Source organism: Sinomonas sp. T428B (genome assembly GCF_056780155.1).
In genome coordinates this window covers 36,520-59,352 of record NZ_JBRAZR010000002.1, presented here as the reverse complement: position 1 = coordinate 59,352, position 22,833 = coordinate 36,520, and the positions used below count along the sequence as shown (strand labels likewise).

Here is a 22,833-nt window from a genome sequence, read left to right as displayed (position 1 = left end):
TGTGAGCTATCTAGGCCTGTTCGTCGTCCTCCCGGTCCGGGGTTCGGCCCGCCCGGAGCTCGTTACGATTCGCCCACACCCAGTCCTTGACTTGATCTCGAGAGATCAACCATGTCTTCTCGACTTGATAGGCAGGGAGCACCCCGGACTGAAGCCATCGGTAGACCGTGTTTCGGGACAGTCCGAAGATCTCTTCGAGATCCTGGGGCGCAAGCCGCTCCGGATACTTCTCGAACAGGGCATCGAGGTACTTCGGGTCCACTAATCCGTCCCATCGCACGTAGTCATCCTAGCCCAGAAATTGGTACTGTTGTGTACTAGAGGTGATTGGTTGTTACTAATGAGGACTAGGGTGGGCATCAGCGGCCTCTCATGTCGGACGGTACGGCTACGATCTTCGCGGACATTACTGGGGGGATGCGAATGTCAATCTCTAGAAACCGTTGGGTTGCTGTGGGAACGGAGACCGCAGAGGAACTTCCGCCTGCTCCCGAAGAGCCAGTGGCCTTGGTTTCCACGGGGCCTACCCGGCCCCAGCTCAGCGTTCCGCAGCCAGACCACGTTGATCGGCTCCCGCGACGGAGCGTGTCCGGACTCCTGCCGGACTACTGGTGGCTTGGTGTCCACGGAGGCGCCGGCGAATCTTCGCTCGCGCAACTGGACAGCCGGACCAGGGCAGCAGGGCATCATTGGCCGTTGACTCACTCTGGGTCCAAGGTCGTCCTCGTAGCCCGGTCAAATATGACTGGCCTGCATGCCGCCCAACGAGCGGCTGCCGAATGGGCCTCGGGCACTGTCCCAGAAGTCCGGGTCGCTGGCCTTGTCGTCGTCGCCGACGCTCCTGGGCGGCTTCCAAAAGAAATCCGCGACTTCGCCCGAATCGTCGGCGGGGGAGTGCCGCACCTGTGGCTCTTTCCGTGGATCGAAGCCTGGCGCTTCGGGTCCGACGTGCGCCCACAAGAACTCCCCAAGGAAGCACGAATCGTGCTCGAGCACGTGCGCATTGCAGCAACCGCCCCCGCCGGTCGCCCGGCCGACTAGAAAGAGGAAACCCAATGCTGTTGTCCACGACCATGGAATGGTCCAGCTTCATCATCACCGAGATCCCGAACCCGGGCACCGGCACGGCTCCTCCCGGATCAGAGGGCCTGCTGACGATCCTCAAGTGGATCGCCTGGATCGTCTTCGGACTCGCCGTCGCGGGCATCCTGATCACCGCCGGAACCATGATGATCAACAACCGCAGGGGTGAGGGCGGCGAGCACGCGGGCCGACTCGCGTGGGTCCTCGGCGGCTGCATCCTCGCAGCCTCGGCCGGCGGAGTCGTAGGCGCCCTGGTCTAAGGGGAATCGAGCCATGACCGAACCGACAGTGAACGAAGAACAGAATCCGCTGACGAAGCCTAAGTTCATCATCTCGGCCGTAGTCGTGGCGCTCATCGTCGCGCTGGGCATCATTCTGGCTCTGCTTCCCAAAGGAGGCGGTGCCGCGTCTCCAGGACCCAGCAGCGCCGAGGCCACTGCCCCTGGCAGCAGCCAAGCCAACGCGGCTCCGGCCGGAAGCGTGTGCGGCCTCCCGCCCGGCGACCCGGCCAAACCGGCCACGACGCCAGCGGATACCCAGTGGGAGCTCGTCGGAAAGATTGCCGCTCCGACCTCGCCCAAGCAGTTCGGCCCAGGAAAAATGGAGCCCAACGGCCTCCGTTCATGCTTTGCGCATTCACCCACCGGTGCCCTCTATGCGGCGGCCAACGTGACAGTCCTTTCGGCTGCCGGGAAGGCCCGACTCGTGTACGAGCATCTTGCCGTCCCGAGCCCCGAACGTGATGCGCTCCTCGATCAGCCGGAACCCACCCAGTCGGCCGGGCCCACAGCACAGATCGCAGGGTTCCAGATCCGCTCCTACAGCAATGACAGAGCCGTGATTGTCATCGCGGCCAGAGGTGCCAACGGCGCCCTTGTCTCCGTCCCAGTACCCCTGGAATGGCACGGTGGCGATTGGAAGGTAATTGTCCCCGCCACCGGCACCACAGGCGGAGGACAGATCTCGGACTTGTCCCGCTTCGTCCCCTGGTCGGGCGCCTGATGGCCTGCGAGGGTTGGGAATCCCTCAGCCTCAGCTGCCATGCCGGCGAGGCTCTCCAGGACGTTGCCAGCGATTCAATCAAGAACATGGCAGATGCCATCGCCGACGCCGTTGGCCAGACCGTAAAAACGTTGGGCACATTCTGGGTGAATGTGGGGACCCCGGATCTGACTGCCGTACCGGGCGGGAGCACAGCGAGTGAGCCGGTGCTGTTCTTGCAGAACAGCCTCTACTTCTGGACTGCTTCACTGGCGGTGCTCTCCGTCCTAGTGGGGGCGGGCAAGATGATCATCGAGCGCAGGGGTGCTCCGCTGCGCGATCTGGCACGTTCGCTGGCAACGCTCGTGGTGGTCTCGGGAGCCGGCGTAGCAGCAGTCGGACTACTGACCGTTGCTGCCGACAAGTTCTCGGTCTGGATCATCGAGAGTTCGACGAACGGCACATCGTTCAACGACAACATCAGCGCCATGCTGGTGCTCTCGCAGAGCAGCCCAGTGGGGGCAGTCATGATCATCCTTCTGGGGCTGATCGCGATTCTCGCTTCGGTCATCCAGATCGTGCTCATGATCGTCCGAGGCGGCATGCTCGTCATCCTGACCGGGATCTTCCCCACGGCCGCGGCCTTCACCAATACCGAGGCCGGTAAAGGCTGGTTCCAGAAGTGCACTTCCTGGCTGATCGCCTTCATCCTCTACAAGCCTGCCGCCGCCATCGTCTACGCGACGGCGTTCCGGCTCACCGGCACCAAAGTTTTCGGCAATGTAGGCGACGGCAAGGACTTCGGCTCGGCTCTGTTGACGACGGTCACGGGCTTAGCGCTGATGGTCGTGGCCCTGTTCGCCATGCCAGCCCTGATGCGGTTTGTGACCCCGATGGTCGGCGCCGTCGCGGGCGGCAGTGGAGCGCTGGCTGTCGGAGCCGTCGCCGGCCTCGCATCCGGCGCGGTCAGTCTGGGCAGCGCAGGTCGGGGCGGGGGCGGATCGGCAAGCACGACCACCAGTTCATCCAATCAGTCCTCCGAGTCAGAAGGGCCCTCGGGCACCGCAGGCCAGGGCACAGCCGGGGACCCAGGCATGGCTGGCAAGACCGGCGGCCATGGAACGGCGGCCGCTCCCGCTGCATCCGGGGCACAGACCGCCCCGGCCGCGTCGTCGGCAGGAGGAAGTGCGGCTGCCGGCGGAGGAGCTGCTGCCGCTGGAGCGGGCCCGATTGGGGTCGGTCTGGCCGCCGCGCAGAAGGGCGTCGAGGCCGGCCAGGCTGCTGCGGGGGCGGTAAAGACCATTGGCGAAGAAGCAACGGGGGGTGCCTGACATGGCGGCTGTCGAGAAGACGTACCGGGAACCGACCTACGGCAATTGGAGACGGCCGCGCAAGGCGGGCATCGGCACCTTGGGCGGCCTTGCCACGGCCGGGCTGTTCGTCGGTCTCATTGTCACGGTGATCTGTCTCTTCGTCGGCGGCTGGCTCGCCGGCCTTGTCGCTCTGTTCGTCCTCGGGCTGGTGCTGGCCGTGGTTTCGGTGACTGACAAGCACAACAAGTCTGTGGGGGAGCGCGCCTTTGCGCGGCTGGCGTTTCGCGCGGCCCGGCGCCGAAAGGCGAATATCTACCGTTCCGGGCCGCTGGGGCTGACACCATGGGGCGAGTACCAGCTGCCGGGGATCTCGGCTGGGTCAAAGCTGTACGAGTTCGCGGACTCCTACGGCCGCCCGTTCGCACTGGTGCACCTTCCCTCCACGGCGCACTACACGGTGGTTTTCGGCACCCAGCCGGACGGTGCGTCCCTGGTCGATCCGGAGCAGATCGATGCCTGGGTGGCCAACTGGGGCGGTTGGCTGGCGTCTCTGTCCAACGAGCCGGCCGTGGTGGCTGCTTCCGTCACGGTCGAGACCGCTCCCGATTCGGGGGCGCGTCTGCGCCGGGAAGTAGAGTCGAACATCCACGAGGACGCCCCGGCGATCGCCAAGGCTATGCTCCGGGAGGCCCTCGAGACGTATCCGCAGGGGTCGGCCACGATCCGTGCCTGGGTCGCGCTGACGTTCAGCGCTGCGGCCCGCGCCGGCGGGAAGCGCCGGACGGCCGAGGAGATCTCTCGGGATCTGGCCTCCCGCCTTCCCGGACTGACCGAACGCTTGGAATCCACCGGCGCCGGGGCCTGCGCTCCGCTGAACGCGCAGGAGCTGTGCGAGCTCGTGCGGGTCGCCTACGACCCGGCGGCCGCGCGCCTCATCGACGAAGCCCACTACCAGGGAACACCGGTCGACCTATCCTGGGGCGACGTCGGCCCGTCCGCCCACCAAGCCGGCTGGGACAGCTACCGCCACGACTCCGGCCAGTCGATGTCCTGGACCATGACCGGAGCGCCGCGCGGCCACGTCCTCGCCTCCGTGCTCGCCCGTCTCGTGGCCCCTCACGGAGAGATCGACCGCAAGCGCGTCACGCTGCTATACCGGCCCATCGAGTCCGGCAGAGCCGCGGCCATCGTGGAGTCGGACCAGACCAACGCCCTAACCCGGGCCTCCTCGACCAATCGCCCCACAGCCCGCTCCCTTGTGGACGCCCGCGCTGCGCAGGCCACGGCAGCGGAAGAGGCCAAGGGAGCTGGTCTGCTGAACTTCGGCATGGTCGTCACGGCCACCGTGCTGTCCCCCCGAGGCCTGGACGATGCCGTGGCCGTCGTGGAGGGCAACCTCGGCCCCTCTGCCCGCCTGCTGCTGCGACGGGCCTACGGCTCCCAAGACTCGGCGTTCGCAGCCTCCCTGCCGCTCGGCCTGGTCCTGCCCAAGCACCTGAAGGTGCCTGAAGAGATCCGCGAGGCGATGTGAAGTTCGGCAGCAGGACGAAGCGCAAGCCCCCCTTGTCCCGGAGCAGCTCGAGCACGCCGGCACCGGCCGCCGCCCGCCGGCCGGGCCTCCGCGGCTGGCGCGGGGGCGGCCAGGGCGAAGCAGTGTTCGTCACGGCCGCCGACGAGTGGCGGGGCACCTCCGTCCAGGTCTGCGGGCTGTGGCCCTTCGTGGGCGGCAGCGGCACCCCGATCCTGGGTGTGCCGATCGGCGTCCACACGGACACCGGCGCACCCTTCGGGGGAGACCCGATCAGCTGGTTCATGCACGGGATGATCAACAACCCCTCGATGTTCGTCCTGGGGCTGCCGCACTACGGCAAGTCCACGCTGGTGCGGCACATCGTCCTGGGCCTGGCCGGCCGAGGGATCAGCCCCCTGATCTTGGGGGACCTGAAGCCGGACTACGTGGACCTCATCCGTGCTCTCGGGGGCCAGGTCATCAGCCTGGGACCCGGCCGTGGCCACCTGAACGTCCTCGACCCGGGCGAGGCCACAGGAGCGGCCGTCCGGCTGCTCGCCGCGGCAGAAGAGCACCGGGACGAGGCCAGCCGGTTTGTGGACCGGGATACCTCTGCGGGCCTGCTCGCGGCCGCCGTGAAGGCCGAGAAGCTGGCCGAGCAGCTCATGGCCGACTCGCACAACCGGCGCCTGAACATGGTCACGGCGCTGATCACGATCGTGCGGAACCAGAAGCCCAGCGCCCATGAGGAATCCCTGATCGACCGTGCCCTGCACATCCTGGACGAGCGCTTGGACCGGGCCCCGCTGATCGGGGACCTGATCGAGGTCATCAAGGACGCCCCCGCCGAACTGCGGGACATCGCACTGGACCGCGGCGACATGGAACGGTACCTCGACGCGACGGACCAGCTGCGGCAGTCGCTCTACTCACTCGACGGCTCGGGCCGGTTCTCGGACATGTTCTCCAAGCCCACGGACCAGCCGATGGACCTCACCAAGCCAGTGGTCTTCGACCTCTCGGGGATCTCCGACACCCAGCGGGACATCCAGGCCGCCTGCCTGCTGGCCTGCTGGTCGACCGGGTTCGCCACCGTCCAGGTGGCCCACGCATTGGCCGATGCCGGCCTCGAGCCGCGGCGGAACTACTTCGTCGTCATGGACGAACTGTGGCGGGCGCTGCGCTCTGGCGAGGGAATGGTGGACCGCGTCGACTCCCTGACCCGCCTCAACCGCACCGAGGGCGTGGGCCAGGCCATGATCACCCACACCATGAGCGACCTGGAGGCCCTGCCCACCGAGTCCGAGCGGATGAAGGCCCGCGGCTTCGTCGAGCGCTCGGGCATGGTCGTCTGCGGCGCGCTGCCCAGTGGCGAGATGGAGAAGCTGAACAAGGCTGTCACGCTCTCACGCGCCGAGCAGGCCCGCCTCATCTCCTGGGCCGACCCCGGGTCGTGGACCGACGTCGGCGGCTCCCGCAAGCGCGTCCGTCCCGGCCTGGGGAAGTTCCTCTTCAAGGTCGGCGGCCGCCCGGGCATCCCGGTCGCGCTCAAGCTCACCAGCGTGGAGGAATCGCTGCACGACACCAACAAGCGCTGGCACGACGGAGGGGAGAACTGATGGGTGCACCGACCAGCGGCAAGCGCTCCCAGCTCGACGGCGAGACGATCCTGCTCTGGATCTTCATCGCCGCCGTGGTGCTCGGAGTCGGCTCCGTCACGGGCGCCGTCCATCTGGGATCCTTGCTGGCCGACGACGGCCAGGTACTGCCGGCGAACCCGTTCGAGCTGGTCATCGGCCTGTTCACGGGGGCGGTCATCTGGCCGGCGGCCGCCACGTGGGTGCTGGTCGGCTTCGGCGCGATAGTCGTGCTGGTGGCCGTTCTGGTGGTCCGTGCCATGTTGCGCCGCCGCTCCCGGCGCTCTCGGGTGGACGTCGCCGCACAGCACATGGCCAAGGGCAAGGACCTGCGGGCACTGAGCCTGCGCGGTGCCACAGCGACTGCAGAGCGCCTGGGCGTGAAGGACTCGCCCGGTGTCCCCGTCGGCAAGACGGTCCTGGGCGGCCAAACGGTCTACGGCTCCTGGGAGGACATGCACATCGACATCTGGGGACCGCGCACAGGAAAGACGACCTCCCGGGCGATCCCCGCGATCCTCGCCGCCCCCGGCGCCGTCCTGGTGACCTCGAACAAGCGCGACATCGTCGACCACACCCGCGACGTGCGCGCCGCCGACGGCCCAGTCTGGGTCTTCGACCCGCAGGCCGTCGCGCTCGAGGAGCCCATCTGGTGGTGGAACCCCCTCTCCTACGTGACCGACGAGGTCCGTGCAGCCCGCCTTGCCGACCACTTCGCCGCCGGCTCACGCGGCCCCGACGCCAAGACGGACGCCTACTTCGACCCCGCCGGCCAGGACCTCCTGGCCGGCCTCCTGCTCGCCGCCGCCCTCGACGACCGCCCGATCACACAGGTCCACACCTGGCTCACCCGCCCAGCCGACGACGAGGCCGTGGACATCCTCAAGGTCCACGGCTACAGCCAGACCTCCAACGCCGTCGCCGGCATCGTCAACGCCCCCGAGAAGCAGCGCGGCGGCGTCTACGGCACCGCGCTCCAGATGGCCTCCTGCCTCACCAACCGGCAGGTCGCCCGATGGGTCACCCCCCAGAGCGCCGACGACAGCCGGCCGCAGTTCGACCCGGCAGCATTCCTCCAGTCCAAGAGCACGCTGTACAGCCTGTCCAAGGAGGGCAAGGGCACCGCCAGCCCGCTCGTCACCGCCCTGACCGTCGCCGTCGTGGAGGCCGCCGAAGAGCTCGCCGTCCACTCCCGCGGCGGACGGCTCGCCACCCCGATGGTCGGCGTGCTGGACGAGGCCGCGAACGTGTGCCGCTGGCGCGAGCTCCCCAACCTGTACAGCCACTATGGCTCCCGCGGCATCATCCTGATGACCATCCTCCAGTCCTGGTCACAAGGCGTGGAGGTCTGGGGCCGGGACGGCATGCGCAAGCTCTGGAGCGCCGCCAACATCAAGGTCTATGGCGGCGGCGTCGCCGAGTCAGAGTTCCTCAACGAGCTCGCCCAGCTCGTGGGGGAGTACCGCTACTCCAACACCACTAGAAGCCGCTCGAGGCAGGGCACCTCCTACAGCCACGACGACGACCGCAAAGAGCGCACCCTCGACGTCGCCGACCTCGCCGCGCTCCCGCGGGGCCGCGCGGTCATGTTCGCCTCCGGTGCCCCCGCCGCGCTGCTGAAGACCGTCCCTTGGAGTAAAGGGCCGCATGCGGCGGCAGTGGCGGCCTCGGCCGCAGGCCACGACCCTGCAAATCGGCCGGCGGCCGCCAGCACCGGCAGCCGCTGGGTCGCCGCCGCCGGAACCTCCGATGAGTGAGGGCCTGGGGGAGTGGGACGACGAGTTCGTCGACGACGGCCAGCCCGAGGACGAGACGATCGAGGCCGTACCCGAGCTGTTCTTTCCGAACCTCGCCACCTTCGTCAGCGAGCACCTTTCCCTCGTGTACCGGCGGCAGATTAATCCCGGAGGCGGGACCACCTGGTGCCCCCAGTGGTGGAAGCACGCCGAGGCCATCAGCCGCCTCGAAGCACTTTGGCGCGCATGGGAGCATCTTCGCTTGGACGGGGTCACTGGGATGAGCGTCTGGTGGCGCGACCACGCAGATCACCACATGGGGATCCTGCTCTCCGCTGACGGGCCGTTCAAGGGCTGCAGCCCAGAAGATGGCCATCGCTCAAAGCTCGGACCACTGCCGTGTGAGGAACCGCCGGTCGGGCTGTTCTAACCCCGACAGGGCTCAACCTGATATACATAGCGAAACGGGGTTAGACCCGGCTTCCTTCGGTCACTTGGAGGAACTGATTCTTAGCGCTACCGATCGGCTGGAGGTTTCATGCCCAACCCTTGGCTCTCAGCCGACGACATTGCGATTCACCTGGGGGTTACGAAGGAGACCGTGTACGCGTGGATCGCGGAGAAGGGCCTGCCCGCCCACAGGGTGGGGCGGCTCTGGAAGTTCCAAACGAGCGAGGTCGATGAGTGGGTCCGAAGCGGTAGCGCAGGTTCGTCGGACGGGAGCTCCGGCGATGCATGATCGATGCGCCTGACGATAGTTCGAAGGAAATCAGGTGAGAGGAACGAGGAATCAATGAATGGGGAAGTCGTGCCCGCTGTGCGGTACGCCCTCTCGTTCACTACCGGCACACTCCTCACCCGCGAGGCAACGCTCCTTGCACCGCTCTACCTCGAGCACCACGCCTGGGAGTCCGTTCGTAACCTTGCCGTCCAAGACAACCTTCTCCAGGCACGCACCTATCGCAGCGGGGTCCGGTTGGTTCGCGAGACAGTGAAACGCCTTTCAACACTCACTGAATCCGAGATCGAGCTCCTTACGGTTGCTACAGCCTCGGAGCGCGGCCACATTATGTGGGCAGCCGCATGCCGGCGGTACGAATTCATCGGGGAGTTCGCCGAGGAGGTCGTACGGGAGAGGTTCCTCGTTCTGGCCTCCACCTTGGACTACGGCGACTTCGACAGCTTCGTTCGGACGAAGGCCGTCTGGCATGGAGAGCTCGCAAAGGTCAAAGACTCGACACTGCAGAAGCTTCGGTCAAACGTGTTCAAGATGCTAGTGGAGGCTGGCCTCCTCACCGACGAGGGCCGCATAGCCCCTGTCTCATTGTCCGAGCGGGTTGTTGATCTGCTCGCTGCCCGCATACCGTCCGACATCCGCTACTTCCCGACCGGGACGATTGCCCGATGAGCAGCATCGACCTCGCCCAGCAAGAAGACCACCTCTTCGCCGTCCTCAGCGGCAGACGGTTCCTGCAGATGGAAGGCCTCAGCAACGAAGTCCCCTTCTTCATCTACCACTACCCGCCTGAGCACGCCCTGCAGGTGGCCGCGGCGAAGAAGCGGGTCAAGAGCCGCCTCAAGCGCGAAGGCATCGAGGTCTTCGAGATTAACCTCTACGACCTCGCCGTCGACATACTCAAGAGCCGGGGCGTGTGGGACCGGGTGCTGGCGATCGAGCCAAAGCAGAGCAAGGACGACTTCCGCGAAATGCTCCAAGGGATGCTCGACCCCCAGATCCACATTGCCCCCGCCATCCGTGATCGCCTAAGTGCTGCAGGGGCATTCGACATCTTCTTCCTCACGGGTATTGGAGAGGTCTTCCCCTTCATCCGATCCCACAATGTGCTCAACAACCTCCAGAGCGTGGTTACGGGCAAACCCATGCTCATGTTCTTCCCCGGCCGCTATGAACAGTCCGACACTCTCGGATCATCACTAGTGCTGTTCGGCCGCCTCAAGGACGACCAGTACTACCGAGCCAAGGACATCTTGGAACAGGAAGCGTGACCATGCTGCTCAACCAGATCTTTGCCAAGGATGTTCAGCGTCCCATCGAGGGCGTCATCAAAGCCGACGACACTGCTCACCTTGGCACGGAGGTCGAGGAGTACGTCCTCACGAATGAGGCCGCAAAGGGACTCGAACTACTCCTTGAGACCTACACGCAGTACACCAACGCTAACGGGGTGTGGATCTCGGGCTTCTTCGGATCCGGAAAATCCCACATGCTCAAGATGCTCGCCCACCTCCTCGGGGACGTCGAAGGCCAGACCTTCCCGCGCGAGCAGGTCTCTGAGACCTTCCGCACGAAGGCCACCGACGCCTTCCTCCCGCCGCTGCTCGATAAGGCCGCCCGTATACCTGCCAAGAGTCTGCTGTTCAATATCGACCAGAAGGCCACCCTCATCACCAAGGACCAGACCGATGCCCTGCTCAAGGTGTTCGTCAAGGTCTTCGACGAGAGCCGCGGCTACTACGGCAACCAAGGCCACGTCGCTCGGTTCGAACGCGACCTCGACAGCCGCGGCCAGTATCAAGCCTTCAAGGAAGCCTTCGAACGAATCGCCGGCATCCCTTGGACCCAAGGCCGCGAGCAGAGCGCCCTCGAGGGCCCCAGCATCGACCGCGCCTTTGCCGAGGTCAACGGCAGCACCGCCGACGGCATCATCAAGGAGTATTCCGCCTCCTACTCCGTCTCGATCGAAGACTTCGCCGACGAGGTCAAGGGCTGGCTCGACACCCAGCCCGAGGGGTTTCGGCTGAACTTCTTCGTCGACGAGGTCGGTCAATTCATCGGGTCCAACACCCACTTGATGCTCAACCTGCAGACCATCGCCGAGAGCCTGAACACCAAATGCCAGGGCCGCGCTTGGCTACTCGTCACCTCCCAGGAGGACATGGACAAGGTCGTCGGCGACCGTACCCGCGAGCAGGGCAACGACTTCTCCAAGATCCAGGCCCGTTTCAAGACCCGCATCAAGCTAACCAGCGCGGACGTCGAGGAAGTCATCCGCAAGCGACTCTTGGAGAAGAACGACATCGGCGCCGCCCAGCTCGCTGGCATATATGCCGCTGAGTCCGCCAACTTCAAGACTCTCTTCAACTTCGTCGACGGCGCAAAGACCTACCGCAACTACACCGACGAAGCACACTTCGTCGGCACTTACCCCTTCGTCAGCTACCAGTTCCCCCTATTCCAGGCAGCCATCGAAGGAATCTCCGATCACAACGTCTTCGAGGGCCGGAACAGCTCCGTTGGCGAACGCTCCATGCTCGGCGTCGTCCAACAGGTCGCCAAGGACATCGGGAATGTAGAAGTGGGCCGGCTAGCAACCTTCGACCATATGTTCGCCGGCATCCGAGCCTCTCTGAAGTCCGCTGCGCAACGCTCCATCGACGTCGCCGAACGCAACCTCGAAAACGAACTCGCGGTCCGGCTCCTTAAAGCACTCTTCCTCGTCAAGTACGTTGAGAGCTTCCACGCCACCCCGCGCAACCTCACCGTGCTCGTCTACGACAAGTTCGGAACCGATCTGCCCGAGCTGTCCAAGCAGGTCCAGGAAGCTCTCGCTCTCCTGGAAGCCCAGACCTACATCCAGCGCAACGGCAACGTCTACGAGTACCTCACAAATGAAGAACAAGTGATCGAGGAGGAGATCAAGAACGTCGACATCGACGCTTCAGAGGTCTCGGCCAGACTCTTTAAGATCCTCTCCGGTGACGTCATCAAGGCGAACAAGATCCGCTACGCCAAGAACGGCCAGGACTTCCCGTTCGGATTCAAGCTCGACGACCAGGTCCACGGGCAGCAGCGCGAGCTCTCGATCCACTTCATCACACCCGAGTATCCCCATTCACCCGACGAGATCCGGATGCATAGTGCAGGCAAAGACGAGCTGCGTGTCATCCTCGGGCCGGATGAGCGGGTCCTCTCCGATCTCCGGCTGCTGATCAAGACCGAGAAGTACACGAAGCGTAAGCACACCACTTCACTCACCGCCATCGAGGACCAGATTCTCCGTTCCAAGGGCGCACAGAACATCGAGCGGGAGAAGGAGCTCGTTACCCGCCTCCGGCGCTCCGTCGGCAACGCCGACCTCATCATCAACGCGGCCGACTTCGCCTCCACCTCCAGCGACCCCATCGGCCGGGTCACTGATGGGTTCCAGGAGCTCATTAGTCGGACGTACACCCAGCTCAGCCTCCTGAACGGCATTGCGTACAGTGAGCAACAGGTCGACGGCGCAGCCAACCCAGACAGGGGCCTCTTCGATGCTGACGCCCTCAGAAAGCTCACGGTGCCCGGCGAGGAAGTCCTGTCCTTCATCCTTCAGCGCGACAGACGGGGGGAGCAGGTCACGATCAAGACGATCGTCGACCATTTCCAGGGCAAGCCCTATGGCTGGGATCTCGCGTCGATCGAAGTCGTCACCGGCTCCCTTGTAGGTGGTTCCAAGGTCACGCTCAAGGTCGACGGCAACGTCCTCAAACGCACTGAGGTGGCCACGGCACTGCGCAATACACAGAAGCATGCCCATATCGTCATCGCACTTCAGAAGTCGTACGACGACCGGAAGGTCAACGCACTCCGGAAGTTCTGCAGCGATTTCTTCGACGAATCCAATCCACCCACAGACCCCATCGAGCTCGCCCGCCACACCGCCGACAAGCTCAAGGGCCGCCTCGATGAACTCGGCGCCATCATCATCAGTTCGAAGTACCCCTTCGTCGACCAGCTCGCCGGCCCGATCGCCCTCCTCGGACAGGCAGTCGGCAAGCCCGATGAATGGTACTTGGCCGAGTTCAATCTGGGGGAGGACCTCCTCGAGATCAAAGAGGACCTCATCGACCCCATACAAGCCTTCCTCAAGGGCGGCCAGCGCACTATCTACGACGACGCCACATCCCTCCTGACAGCCCACGCCACCAATCTCGGCTACCTCCCCGCTGAGGCAGCTGATGCAGTGAGGGCTGGCCTTGCCGATCGCAGCGCCTTCCGCGGCAACAAGATGACACAGCTCAGGCAGGCAGCCGACGCACTCCGCTCGCAGATTGACGCAGCCGTCGAGGCAGATCGCTCGACGGCCCTCGACGCGGTCGCTGCTCGGAAAGCAGACCTGATGGGAACTGAGTTCTATACCAACGCCGGCAAGGACACCCAGCAGAGCGTCGTTCGCCGCATCGACGCACTCATAGGACGGCTCAGAACCGAGACCCAGATCGCAGTCCTGCGTGAACTTAGTTCCAGCTTCGAAGCCACCATCTATCCGCGACTCCTCGACGAGCTCGCCGCCGCAAAGGAGAACAGCGGCGAGGGAGTAGGCAGCCAAAAGCAGACTGTCTCAGTCAAGACAATCTACGCAAAGGGCGTCGTCGGCGTCCTTGAGACCGAGGAGGACGTCGATAACTACCTCACGGCCCTCAGGGCGGCGCTCGTCCATGCCCTAAACGATGGAAAGCGAATCTCGCTCTGATGGAAACCGCACCGCTTAAGTCGTTCGCTATCTGGGCACGGACTGCCCTCATCGCCGAGGTCACTGCGCGCGTCGCCGCCGTCCTGGCGCCAGCATCACTGGAACGGGTCGAGCAACCGAAAGCCGTCGCCGCCCTTGAAAGGGCCGTGACCGATGCCGGAGCTGGGGAGAAGGGGCGAGCACTGGTCGCCGAGAAGGTTGCCTATACCTGGTTCAACAGGATCATTGCCCTGCGCTTCATGGACGCAAATGGCTATACAGGCGTTGGCGTCGTGTCACCACAGGCAGGTGTTGAGGGTGGTCAGCCCGAGATCCTGGCCGATGCCAAGCGCGGCATCATCGACACGGAGATTGTGCGTCAAGAGACGGCCGAAGTGGTCACTGCCCTGCTTGACGGGACTCGGAGCAGCGTTGACCCGCAGGGCGAGGCGTACGCCCTGCTACTGACAGAGTTCTGTCGTCATTGGAACCGTTCGATGCCCTTCATTTTTGAGCCCGAAGGCGACTTCACAGAGGTGCTGATCCCAGCCAACCTACTCGCCCACGACTCAGTCCGGAGTCGAGCTTCGAAGGTGCTGACGGCCGAGGTCTGTCGGGACGTTGAAGTGATCGGCTGGCTCTACCAGTTCTACATCTCGGAGCGGAAGGATGAGGTCTTCGCCGCGCTCAAGAAGAACAAGAAGGCTGGCGCCGATGAGATCCCGGCCGCTACACAGCTGTTCACCCCGCACTGGATCGTCCGCTATCTCGTCGAGAACTCGCTCGGTCGGCTCTGGATGCTCAATCGTCCGTCCTCTGGTTTGGCCAATCAGATGGACTATTACGTCGCACCGGTGGAGGAGGCTACTGACTTCCTTGAGATCGCCAAACCCGAAGACCTGAAGATTATTGACCCAGCCTGCGGCTCGGGACACATGCTCACCTACGCTTTCGACTTGCTCTATGCAATCTACGAGGAGGAGGGCTACAGCCCAGCCGAGATTCCTACGCTGATCCTGGCGAACAACCTGTACGGCACTGAGATTGACCCTCGTGCTGGATCACTCGCGGCTTTCGCGCTCACGATGAAGGCTCGCGCCAAGCAGCGCACGTTCCTTAGAAAGCAGGTAGAGCCAAACATTTGCGTGATCGACCCGATCCGCTTCACTCCGGCCGAAATCGCGTTCCTGCTGGCTGGTGGTGGTGGTGAACGGTATGCAGAATTGGCCTTCTGGAATCAGTTCGAGCATGCCGACACCCTTGGGTCACTGATTGAGCCGGACCCTGAACTGACTGCTCGAATAAAGCGGCATATCGCTCAGCTTGATGACCGAGGAGACATTCTCCTTGCCGACGTTCTCAGGCGTGCTGAGCGAGTCGTGGTCCAAGCCGAACACCTAGCCCGTCGCTACCACGTCGCTATCGCGAATCCGCCCTACATGGGTAGCAAGAACATGGATTCGCGCCTCACTGAATTTGCAAAGAAGCATTATCCAAGCTCAAAGTTCGACCTCTTTGCAATGTTCATTCAGCGTTGCCTCGGACTTACACTCGAACACGGATCGACGGCGATGATCACCATGCAGTCATGGATGTTCATCTCATCGTATGAAGCGCTCAGGAAGTCGATCGTCACCGCGGACCCGCCTTCGACAATGGCCCACCTGGGTGAACGTGCCTTTGATTCGATCGGCGGGTCAGTTGTTTCGACAGTGGCTTTTGTACTTGAGCGGGGCGGCAACCCTACGAAGTCAGCGGTTTACTTCAGGGTGGTCGATGGTGGCGGCGAGGCGGCGAAACGCCGAGACCTCCTCGAGGCAGTACGCACCCCAACTGATAGTCGTACCTTCAGCGCTTCGGGTTCCGATCTGACCGTGATCCCCGGAGCACCAATCGCCTACTGGCTCTCTGAAGCCATGCGAGCCGCATTCGCCAGAGGGAGGGCGCTGGGGGAAGTCGCTCAACCCCGCGAGGGTCTTACCTCCACCGACAACAATCAATTCAAGCGAGTTTGGTGGGAGGTCCAGCAGCGAAACACCTGCCTCACTGCGCAGTCGCGATTGAAGGCGAAGGAAAGCGGAGCAAAATGGTTCCCCATAAATAATGGGGGCGGATTCCGCAGATGGTACGGGAATGCCGATACCCTAATCAATTGGCACGATGACGGCGCGGCGCTCAAGCGATTTATTGAGGAGAAGTTCCGAGTATCATATTCGAAGCAGATTCGAAGTGAGCGATGGTATTTTCTGCCATCCGTATCCCTGGGTAAAATCGGAACAGCAGATCCCTCGTTCCGCTTTTACCCCCACGGCTTTATCGCAGATTCGGCAAGCAAGAATCTCTACTTAAAGTCCGAGTTGGATGAATACTCAGTCCTGGCCTTGGGCAATTCGAGCGTAGCATCGGCTCTTCTGAGGGCGATGGCGCCTACAGTCAATTTCACCGGACAGGCAATCGCGGCACTTCCATATATTGCCATCCCAGGAGCGGCCGCTGGCGTCGAGGCCCTGAAGCGAGCGTCCCGCGCCGACTGGGACGATTTCGAGACGTCATGGGAGTTCACGCGACCTTCACTGCTCGATTACGCGCCGGGACTGCTCCAAGACAACGTTGACGCCTGGTCAAGAAAGTGGCGAGAGCTCTCACTCGAGCAACAGCGGCTCGAATCGGAGAATAACCGCATCGTCGCCGAGGCTTACGGCGTTGAGGATGAAGTACCGCTTGACATACCTCTTCACCGTGTGTCGCTAAACCGAAATGTAGAGTTTGCCTACGGTCCTGGGAAGACGGCGGAGAAATATGAGTCGCTCCAGCGAGCCGATGCGATGCGCGATCTAGTCTCCTACGCGATTGGCTGCATGTTTGGTCGTTACAGCTTGGACCAACAGGGGCTTATCTTGGCCGACCAAGGCGCCACCTTGCAAGACTATATGGCAAAGGTACCCTCTCCCACATTTGCCCCGGACGAGGACAACGTCATCCCAATCGTCGATGGCGAGTGGTTCGAGGACGATATTGTTGCCCGGTTCCGCCAGTTCCTTCGGGTCGCTTTCGGTGAGCAGAGTTTCGAAGAGAATTTGCGCTTTGTCACTGCGTCGCTTGACGTGAAGAACCTGCGTGAGTACTTCGTGAAATCCTTCTACAAGGATCATGTGCAGCGATACAAAAAGCGTCCGATCTACTGGCTGTTTTCCAGCCCGAAGGGCTCTTTCAACGCGCTCGTCTACATGCACCGCTACACACCGTCGACTGCATCAACAGTCCTCAACGAGTATCTCCGAGAGTTTCAGGGGAAACTGAAAGCGAATCTTGAGCAGGCCGAACGCTCCAACAATGTGATGGAGGCTGATCGAATCCGCAAGATGCTCGTAGAACTGAGCGAGTACGAGCACGACGTGCTCTACCCGCTGGCGTCCCAGAACCTCGCGATCAACCTCGATGAAGGGGTGAAGGCGAACTATCCCAAGCTGGGCGCCGCCTTGAAGAAGATCGTGGGCTTGGGGGCAACCGATGAATGACGTCTCAGTCCGGGGCATGCTCGCCCGCCGCTTTGAAAGCCAACGTGTGGTGTTCTGGCACGACCCAGAGGGGGAGTACACGACGGATGTGGACGATCTCCGTCTCCCCGACGTAAGCGTTGTCCGTGTCAACGACAATGAGTTTGGCATCAAGAACCGGCTGCTTCAGGTCGAACCGAGGGCGAAGTTCCTGGTCTATCGGGTGGGGCCGGTCCCGAGCGGGATAGGGAACTGGCTGCTCGACCTCGAGCTAGCGTACGGGATCTTCACAGCTGATCGCACGGCGCTTTTGACTCATGAGCTCGGACTCACTGCACCTGGCATCGCTGAGGTGCTAACGACCCATGAGAAGTTCTTTAATGCCACAAAACGGCTGCAGACCCTCAAGACTCTGCTAAGCCCCAATGACGATGCACGCACACTCCAGGCGAAGATGAGCGCGGTCCTCCTCTCCCAGCGTGAACACACGCTGATGGAGATTACTCGCAGCCTTTTGGTCGAGAACGCCAATGGCACAGCCACCAAGTACCGTCAACTGATCGAGTTCGGTCTCGATGGCTTCTTCTGGCGTGGCGTCGCATCCATCTATGGCTACGAGAGTGACGCGCCCAGCATCGAGGACTTCGTGCTCTGGATCTTCCGACGTGCCATGGACGGCTTCAAGTCTGAGAGACCCGGTGGGTTGCGCAATATCCAGCTCGACTTCGCCGGCTTCCGGAACGATCGCCGGAGCCAGGATGCCCTCGCCATGTTGGCCAAACGAGCGGCCCGAGATCTCTCATACGCCGCCACCATCGAAGACATCAGCTTCCGCGACCTCGTTGATAACGACACGTTTGAAGAGGTTGACCAGAAGATCATCAGCGATCTCGCGCGCGCGATCGCGGATCAGGGAGTCTCCGCCCGCGAGGTGGCCGACGTTATCCGTGCCCGTCACACCAGCGTCTGGATTGACGGCTACAGGAAGCTGTACAACGCCCTCAGCGCGGGCTCCGAACTACTCAATGCGTTGAGCACATTCGACGCCTCTATCCAGTCCTTCGATCAAGGCTTGGAGCTCTACCGCGACCACTGGTTCAGGATCGATCAGCTATACCGCCAGTTCACAGTTGCCGTCCGCACCTATGAGGGCAATCACCCCCTCGGGCCGCTGCAGCGAGAGATAGAGAAGCGCTACACGAACAAGTTCATCTACGAGCTAGGCAGCGTTTGGCAGAAGCAGGTCGACCAAGTCGTCACCTGGCGCTCTCTCTCCCTCCGTCCTCAGACGTCGTTCTACAGCGACCACATTGAGACCCTCATTCGCGACGGCGACAAGAAGGCAGCCGTCATCATCTCCGACGCCCTCCGTTATGAGGTCGCCGACGAGTTGTGCTCCCGCATCCGCCAGGAGGACCGCTTCGACGCCTCACTCGACGCCGTGCTCGGCGTACTGCCCAGCTACACCCAGCTAGGCATGGCCGCCCTTCTCCCTCACCAGACCCTCAAGCATTCCACCGACGCCAAGACCGTCCTCGCCGACGGCCAGCCCACCAACGGCACCGCCTTCCGCAGCAAGATCCTCGAGTCAGTCGGAGGGACCGCCATCCAGGCCGAGAACTTCAAGGCCATGAGCCCCGAAGCACGCCGCGAGCTCTACAAGGCCCACCGGGTCCTATACGTCTACCACAACCGCATTGACGCCACCGGAGACAAGCCTGGGACCGAACAGATGGTCTTCGAGGCTGTCGACGACACCCTGCGCGACCTCGTCGACCTGGTGAAGAAGCTCGCGGGCGCGAACGCCACCAACATCTTCATCACGGCCGACCACGGTTTCCTGTTCCAAGACGACCCACTCGCCGAACCGTTCTATCTGTCCACCAAGCCCCAAGGCGACGACATCAAGGTCACCAACCGCCGATACGTACTCGGCAACGGCCTGAAACAGGACGCAGCCTTCGCAACGTTCGACGCCCACCAGCTCGGCCTCGAAAGCCACCTCGAGGTCCAGATTCCCAAATCGATCCACCGCCTCAAGCTCGCCGGCGGCGGCTCCCGCTTCGTCCACGGTGGAGCCACGCTCCAGGAGATTGTCGTGCCGGTGCTCGCCATCAACAAGAAGCGCAAGAGCGACACCCGACGGGTCAACGTTGAGATCCTCCCCGAATCGGACAAGATCACCACCGGCCAACTCGTCGTGAAACTCTTCCAGACCGAACCGGCAAGCGAGAAGGTCCAGGCACGCTCCCTGCGCGCCGGACTCTGGGTCGGAAACACACTCATCTCGAACGCACCCGAGTTCGTCTTCGACCGCGAGTCGGCCGACAAGCGCGACCGCTACCAGAACGCGCAGATGCTGCTCAGCCAAGACGCGGACGCCTTCAACAACAAGGCCGTCGAGTTCCGCCTCGAGGAGCTGATCCCGAACACCAGCCAGTGGCGGCCATACGCCAAGGCCACCTACACCCTGCGGCGATCCTTCACCACGGACTTCGACTTCTAAGGCAGGCAACGAACATGAGCCAGATGGACCAAGATCTGCCCGACGCCACCACTCCGGCCAAGAGCGACCTTGACTACAAGATCAATCTGCTCTTCCCCGGCGTCGTCGTCCGGAAGGATCTCGTCAGGGCCGTGAAGGGCAACGCGATCGTGCCCTCCTACGTCCTGGAGTATCTGCTCGGCCAGTACGCCGCCTCCGACGATGAGGCCACAATCCAGGCTGGCATCGAATCCGTGCGCAAGATCCTCGCCGACCATTACGTCCACCGCAGTGAATCCGAGCTCGTCAAGTCCACCATCCGGGAACTCGGCCGCTACAAGGTCATCGACAAGGTCACCGTCACTCTCAACGAGAAGGACGACGTCTATGAGGCCGAATTCGCTAACCTGGGCATCCGCCAGGTGCTCGTAGAGCCCAACATCGTCAAGGCCCATCCCAAGCTCCTAGTTGGCGGCGTCTGGTGCATCTGCGACATCGAGTACATGCACTCTGAGAACGCCCGCGTCGTGCCCTGGATCCTGGGATCCATCAAGCCGATCCAGCTCTCGCACTTCGACTACGACGGATACCTCGCCTCGCGTGCAGGCTTCACCACCGAAGAATGGATCGACCTGCTCATCCAGTCCATCGGCTTCAATCCCGAACTGTTCGGCCGACGCGACAAACTGATCCAGATCGTCCGCCTGATCCCGTTCGTTGAACGCAACTACAACCTCGTCGAGCTTGGCCCCAAGGGCACCGGCAAGTCGCACATCTTCTCGGAGTTCTCCCCGCACGGGATGCTGATCTCCGGCGGCGAGATCACCGTACCCAAGCTCTTCGTCAACAACTCCAACGGGCGAATCGGCTTGGTCGGCTACTGGGACGTCGTCGCCTTCGACGAGTTCGCCGGCAGGAAGAAGCGCACCGACAAGGCGCTCGTCGACATCATGAAGAACTACATGGCGAACAAGTCCTTCTCCCGCGGCGTCGAAACCCTCGGCGCCGAGGCGTCCATGGTGTTTGTCGGCAACACGTCCCACAATGTGCCCTACATGCTGAAGCACTCCGACCTCTTCGACGAGCTGCCCGAGAGCTACCACGACTCGGCCTATCTAGACCGCCTACACCACTACATTCCCGGGTGGGAGGTCGACACCATCCGCGGGGAGATGTTCTCCGAAGGCTATGGCTTCGTCGTCGACTACATCGCAGAAGTCCTCAAATCGATGCGTAACCTCGACTACTCCGACCGATACCAGGCCCACTTCACCCTTGGGTCCGACATCTCCACCCGCGACCGAGATGGCATCCACAAGACCTTCTCTGGACTCATGAAGATCCTTTACCCCCATGGCGACGCCTCATCAGAGGAGATCGAGGAGATCCTCCGGCTCGCCATCGAGGGCCGGAAGCGTGTGAAGGACCAGATCCTGCGCATCGACGGCACTATGCCCGAAGTCAACTTCGGCTACCTCGACAACGCGGGCTCCTGGCACTCGGTCACGACCCTCGAGGAAGACGAATACCCTGCCCACTACCATCGCAATCGCCAAGTCAAAGCCGAGGACGATGACCAGCCGGATGGCATCGATGAGCAGGGAGGTGGGGATGACGCAAGCGCCCGGACGGCCTCCCCCTCAACAGCGCTCCCTGCAGCTGTGCTCTTCGAGGGCCATCGCGAGTACCAGGAGAACCAGCGCGGGGTGTCCTTCACAGAAATCCTGGTGCCCTACCTGCGCGGGGCCACCGAGATAACCATCACCGACCCCTACATCCGCCAGTTCCATCAGGCCCGTAACCTTATGGAACTCCTAGAGGCACTCGCGGTCGTCAAGGACCCTGCCGATGAGCTCTACGTTCTGCTCATCACGAGCGAAAATACAGAAGGCTCCGACAAGCTCCAGAAGCAGATGGAGTTCCTGCTCCGCGTGAAACAGGCCGCTGCGGTCGCCGGTATCACGCTCGATGTGAAGTTCGATGCCACCATTCACGATCGCTCGATAGTGACGGACGCAGGCTGGCGTATCAATCTCGGACGCGGCCTTGATATCTTCCAGTTCGTCCCCAATGACCCCTTCGACCTCGCGGTGAAACTCCAGCAGTACCGCCAGGTCAAAGCCTTCGGTGTGACCTACGTCCGGAAAGCCGAAAGCAGGGGCATTGAATCACCGCTGGCCTGAGTGGTCGTTGCCGGCCTTGCTGTGCCCAGCGGATCGCCACCCATTCCACCGGGGCCTCCCCGCTGGCCTCGTTGAACCCATGTCCGCGTAAGGCTCGTCCAGCACGGCTACGAGGGCGTCATGTCGGCCCAGAATGTGCGCAGCTCGGCAGTCGCGGGGACGCGGTGAGTCCGAAGTCGTTGTGCCACCTCTATGGCGTCCCAGATTGCACCATCTGCCCGCCGATTGAAGTTAGTTGCGGCGGAGACCATGAGGTCACACGCGCGCTTGAACCACTGATCCACTTCGTAGTCCTCCTTGAAGGGCGTCTCGTGGTCTGCGGCCCAGGCGAGGCTCCTAAGATGTTCGCCCCAGAACCCGAGTTCGTGTCGCAAGTCCGCACCATCGGGCCCGTCAAGTTCAAAGCCCCACCGATGTATGGCGGCCGCGATCCGAAGACACAGCTCATCGATCCGCTCCGGCTTTCGGCGGTCGTCGAGGTCGAGCACTAGCGCGATCAACTCAGATCGCGCCGCAAGCTCTCTGGCTTTGGATGCTTCTTTCGCCTGGGCACTGAGCTGGACACTCACAGCGGCACTCTGATGGGCGAGCTGGTCTTCGACAGCCTTTGCCTGTGCGGCAAGCTGTTCGCCATGTGCCTTGTCAGCATCGGCCTGCGCCTTGGCGAACAGCTCCTGCTGGGCGCGGAGGGTCTTCACCAGGACGAAAAGGGCGATAGCTGCGCTGAAGACGGCAGCGATGAGGGCGCCCCAAGTCCCGCCCAAGAGGATGCCCCATTCATGGTGCGACAGCCATAGGAACGGGTCTGGAATCGAGTCAGTCAGCATGAGCGGAAGACTACCGAGCACTCATCATCTGAGCGGTGTCACGGCAGGTAAGCCGTCACGCGGTCCCCTGAGCCAGATCCCCCTCGACCTGAACGGCCAAGGCAGGAAGACGAGAAGGGCCCCTTCCA

Annotated in this window: 17 protein-coding genes; 15 read left to right on the top strand and 2 right to left on the bottom strand. The window is 62.8% G+C overall.

All coding sequences use genetic code 11. The features are described 5' to 3' along the window. Positions 1 to 10 precede the first annotated feature (10 nt). The gene (locus tag ACUYMY_RS18460) at positions 11 to 262 is read right to left on the bottom strand and encodes a helix-turn-helix domain-containing protein (protein ID WP_481705153.1); all 252 of its coding nucleotides are present in this window, start codon (positions 260 to 262) and stop codon (positions 11 to 13) included. A gap of 110 nt (positions 263 to 372) precedes the next feature. Here ACUYMY_RS18460 and ACUYMY_RS18455 point away from each other — a divergent pair, with 110 nt between their 5' ends. From ACUYMY_RS18455 to brxL, 15 genes are all read left to right on the top strand, one after another. Beyond that, on the top strand, positions 373 to 1,041 hold the full coding sequence (locus ACUYMY_RS18455; protein WP_481705152.1) for a DUF6668 family protein: 669 nt from the start codon (positions 373 to 375) through the stop codon (positions 1,039 to 1,041). A gap of 14 nt (positions 1,042 to 1,055) precedes the next feature. Beyond that, positions 1,056 to 1,343, top strand: a complete 288-nt coding sequence (locus tag ACUYMY_RS18450) for a hypothetical protein (protein ID WP_481705151.1) — start codon at positions 1,056 to 1,058, stop codon at positions 1,341 to 1,343. 13 nt (positions 1,344 to 1,356) lie between these two features. After that, positions 1,357 to 2,085 (top strand): DUF8175 domain-containg protein, encoded by a 729-nt coding sequence (locus tag ACUYMY_RS18445; protein ID WP_481705150.1) that lies wholly within the window; start codon positions 1,357 to 1,359, stop codon positions 2,083 to 2,085. Further along, complete coding sequence (locus tag ACUYMY_RS18440; RefSeq protein WP_481705149.1) at positions 2,085 to 3,395, top strand: TrbL/VirB6 family protein; 1,311 nt, start codon at positions 2,085 to 2,087, stop codon at positions 3,393 to 3,395. The genes ACUYMY_RS18445 and ACUYMY_RS18440 overlap by 1 nt, the downstream gene beginning before the upstream one ends. Position 3,396: 1 nt before the next feature. Continuing rightward, a complete protein-coding gene (locus tag ACUYMY_RS18435; RefSeq protein WP_481705148.1) occupies positions 3,397 to 4,908 on the top strand; it encodes an SCO6880 family protein in 1,512 nt (503 codons plus the stop codon). 32 nt (positions 4,909 to 4,940) lie between these two features. Continuing rightward, entirely contained in the window at positions 4,941 to 6,506 is a 1,566-nt protein-coding gene (locus tag ACUYMY_RS18430) for an ATP/GTP-binding protein (RefSeq protein ID WP_481705147.1), read from the top strand. Beyond that, positions 6,506 to 8,281, top strand: a complete 1,776-nt coding sequence (locus tag ACUYMY_RS18425; RefSeq protein WP_481705146.1) for a type IV secretory system conjugative DNA transfer family protein — start codon at positions 6,506 to 6,508, stop codon at positions 8,279 to 8,281. The genes ACUYMY_RS18430 and ACUYMY_RS18425 overlap by 1 nt, the downstream gene beginning before the upstream one ends. Continuing rightward, positions 8,274 to 8,690 (top strand): DUF4913 domain-containing protein, encoded by a 417-nt coding sequence (locus tag ACUYMY_RS18420; RefSeq protein WP_481705145.1) that lies wholly within the window; start codon positions 8,274 to 8,276, stop codon positions 8,688 to 8,690. The genes ACUYMY_RS18425 and ACUYMY_RS18420 overlap by 8 nt, the downstream gene beginning before the upstream one ends. A 108-nt stretch (positions 8,691 to 8,798) precedes the next feature. Beyond that, positions 8,799 to 8,999, top strand: coding sequence for a helix-turn-helix domain-containing protein (locus ACUYMY_RS18415; protein WP_481705144.1), 201 nt, complete (start codon positions 8,799 to 8,801; stop codon positions 8,997 to 8,999). A 54-nt stretch (positions 9,000 to 9,053) separates the two neighbouring features. Continuing rightward, entirely contained in the window at positions 9,054 to 9,668 is a 615-nt protein-coding gene (locus tag ACUYMY_RS18410) for a DUF1819 family protein (RefSeq protein ID WP_481705143.1), read from the top strand. Further along, positions 9,665 to 10,267 carry a DUF1788 domain-containing protein gene (locus ACUYMY_RS18405; protein WP_481705142.1) on the top strand — a complete coding sequence of 201 codons (603 nt, stop codon included), beginning with the start codon at positions 9,665 to 9,667 and terminating at the stop codon, positions 10,265 to 10,267. The genes ACUYMY_RS18410 and ACUYMY_RS18405 overlap by 4 nt, the downstream gene beginning before the upstream one ends. 2 nt (positions 10,268 to 10,269) lie before the next feature. Further along, positions 10,270 to 13,734: a BREX system P-loop protein BrxC gene (brxC, locus tag ACUYMY_RS18400; RefSeq protein ID WP_481705158.1), complete on the top strand. Its 3,465-nt coding sequence runs from the start codon at positions 10,270 to 10,272 to the stop codon at positions 13,732 to 13,734. Then, positions 13,734 to 17,231: a BREX-1 system adenine-specific DNA-methyltransferase PglX gene (gene pglX / locus ACUYMY_RS18395; protein ID WP_481705141.1), complete on the top strand. Its 3,498-nt coding sequence runs from the start codon at positions 13,734 to 13,736 to the stop codon at positions 17,229 to 17,231. Before brxC ends, pglX begins: the two co-directional genes overlap by 1 nt. Positions 17,232 to 17,247: 16 nt before the next feature. Beyond that, positions 17,248 to 19,716, top strand: a complete 2,469-nt coding sequence (gene pglZ / locus ACUYMY_RS18390; RefSeq protein WP_481705140.1) for a BREX-1 system phosphatase PglZ type A — start codon at positions 17,248 to 17,250, stop codon at positions 19,714 to 19,716. A 14-nt stretch (positions 19,717 to 19,730) separates the two neighbouring features. Next, entirely contained in the window at positions 19,731 to 21,878 is a 2,148-nt protein-coding gene (gene brxL, locus ACUYMY_RS18385) for a BREX system Lon protease-like protein BrxL (RefSeq protein ID WP_481705139.1), read from the top strand. Positions 21,879 to 21,985: 107 nt separating this feature from the next. On the opposite strand, the gene ACUYMY_RS18380 is transcribed toward brxL, so the two are convergent. Continuing rightward, a complete protein-coding gene (locus ACUYMY_RS18380; RefSeq protein WP_481705138.1) occupies positions 21,986 to 22,705 on the bottom strand; it encodes a hypothetical protein in 720 nt (239 codons plus the stop codon). Positions 22,706 to 22,833: the final 128 nt, after the last annotated feature.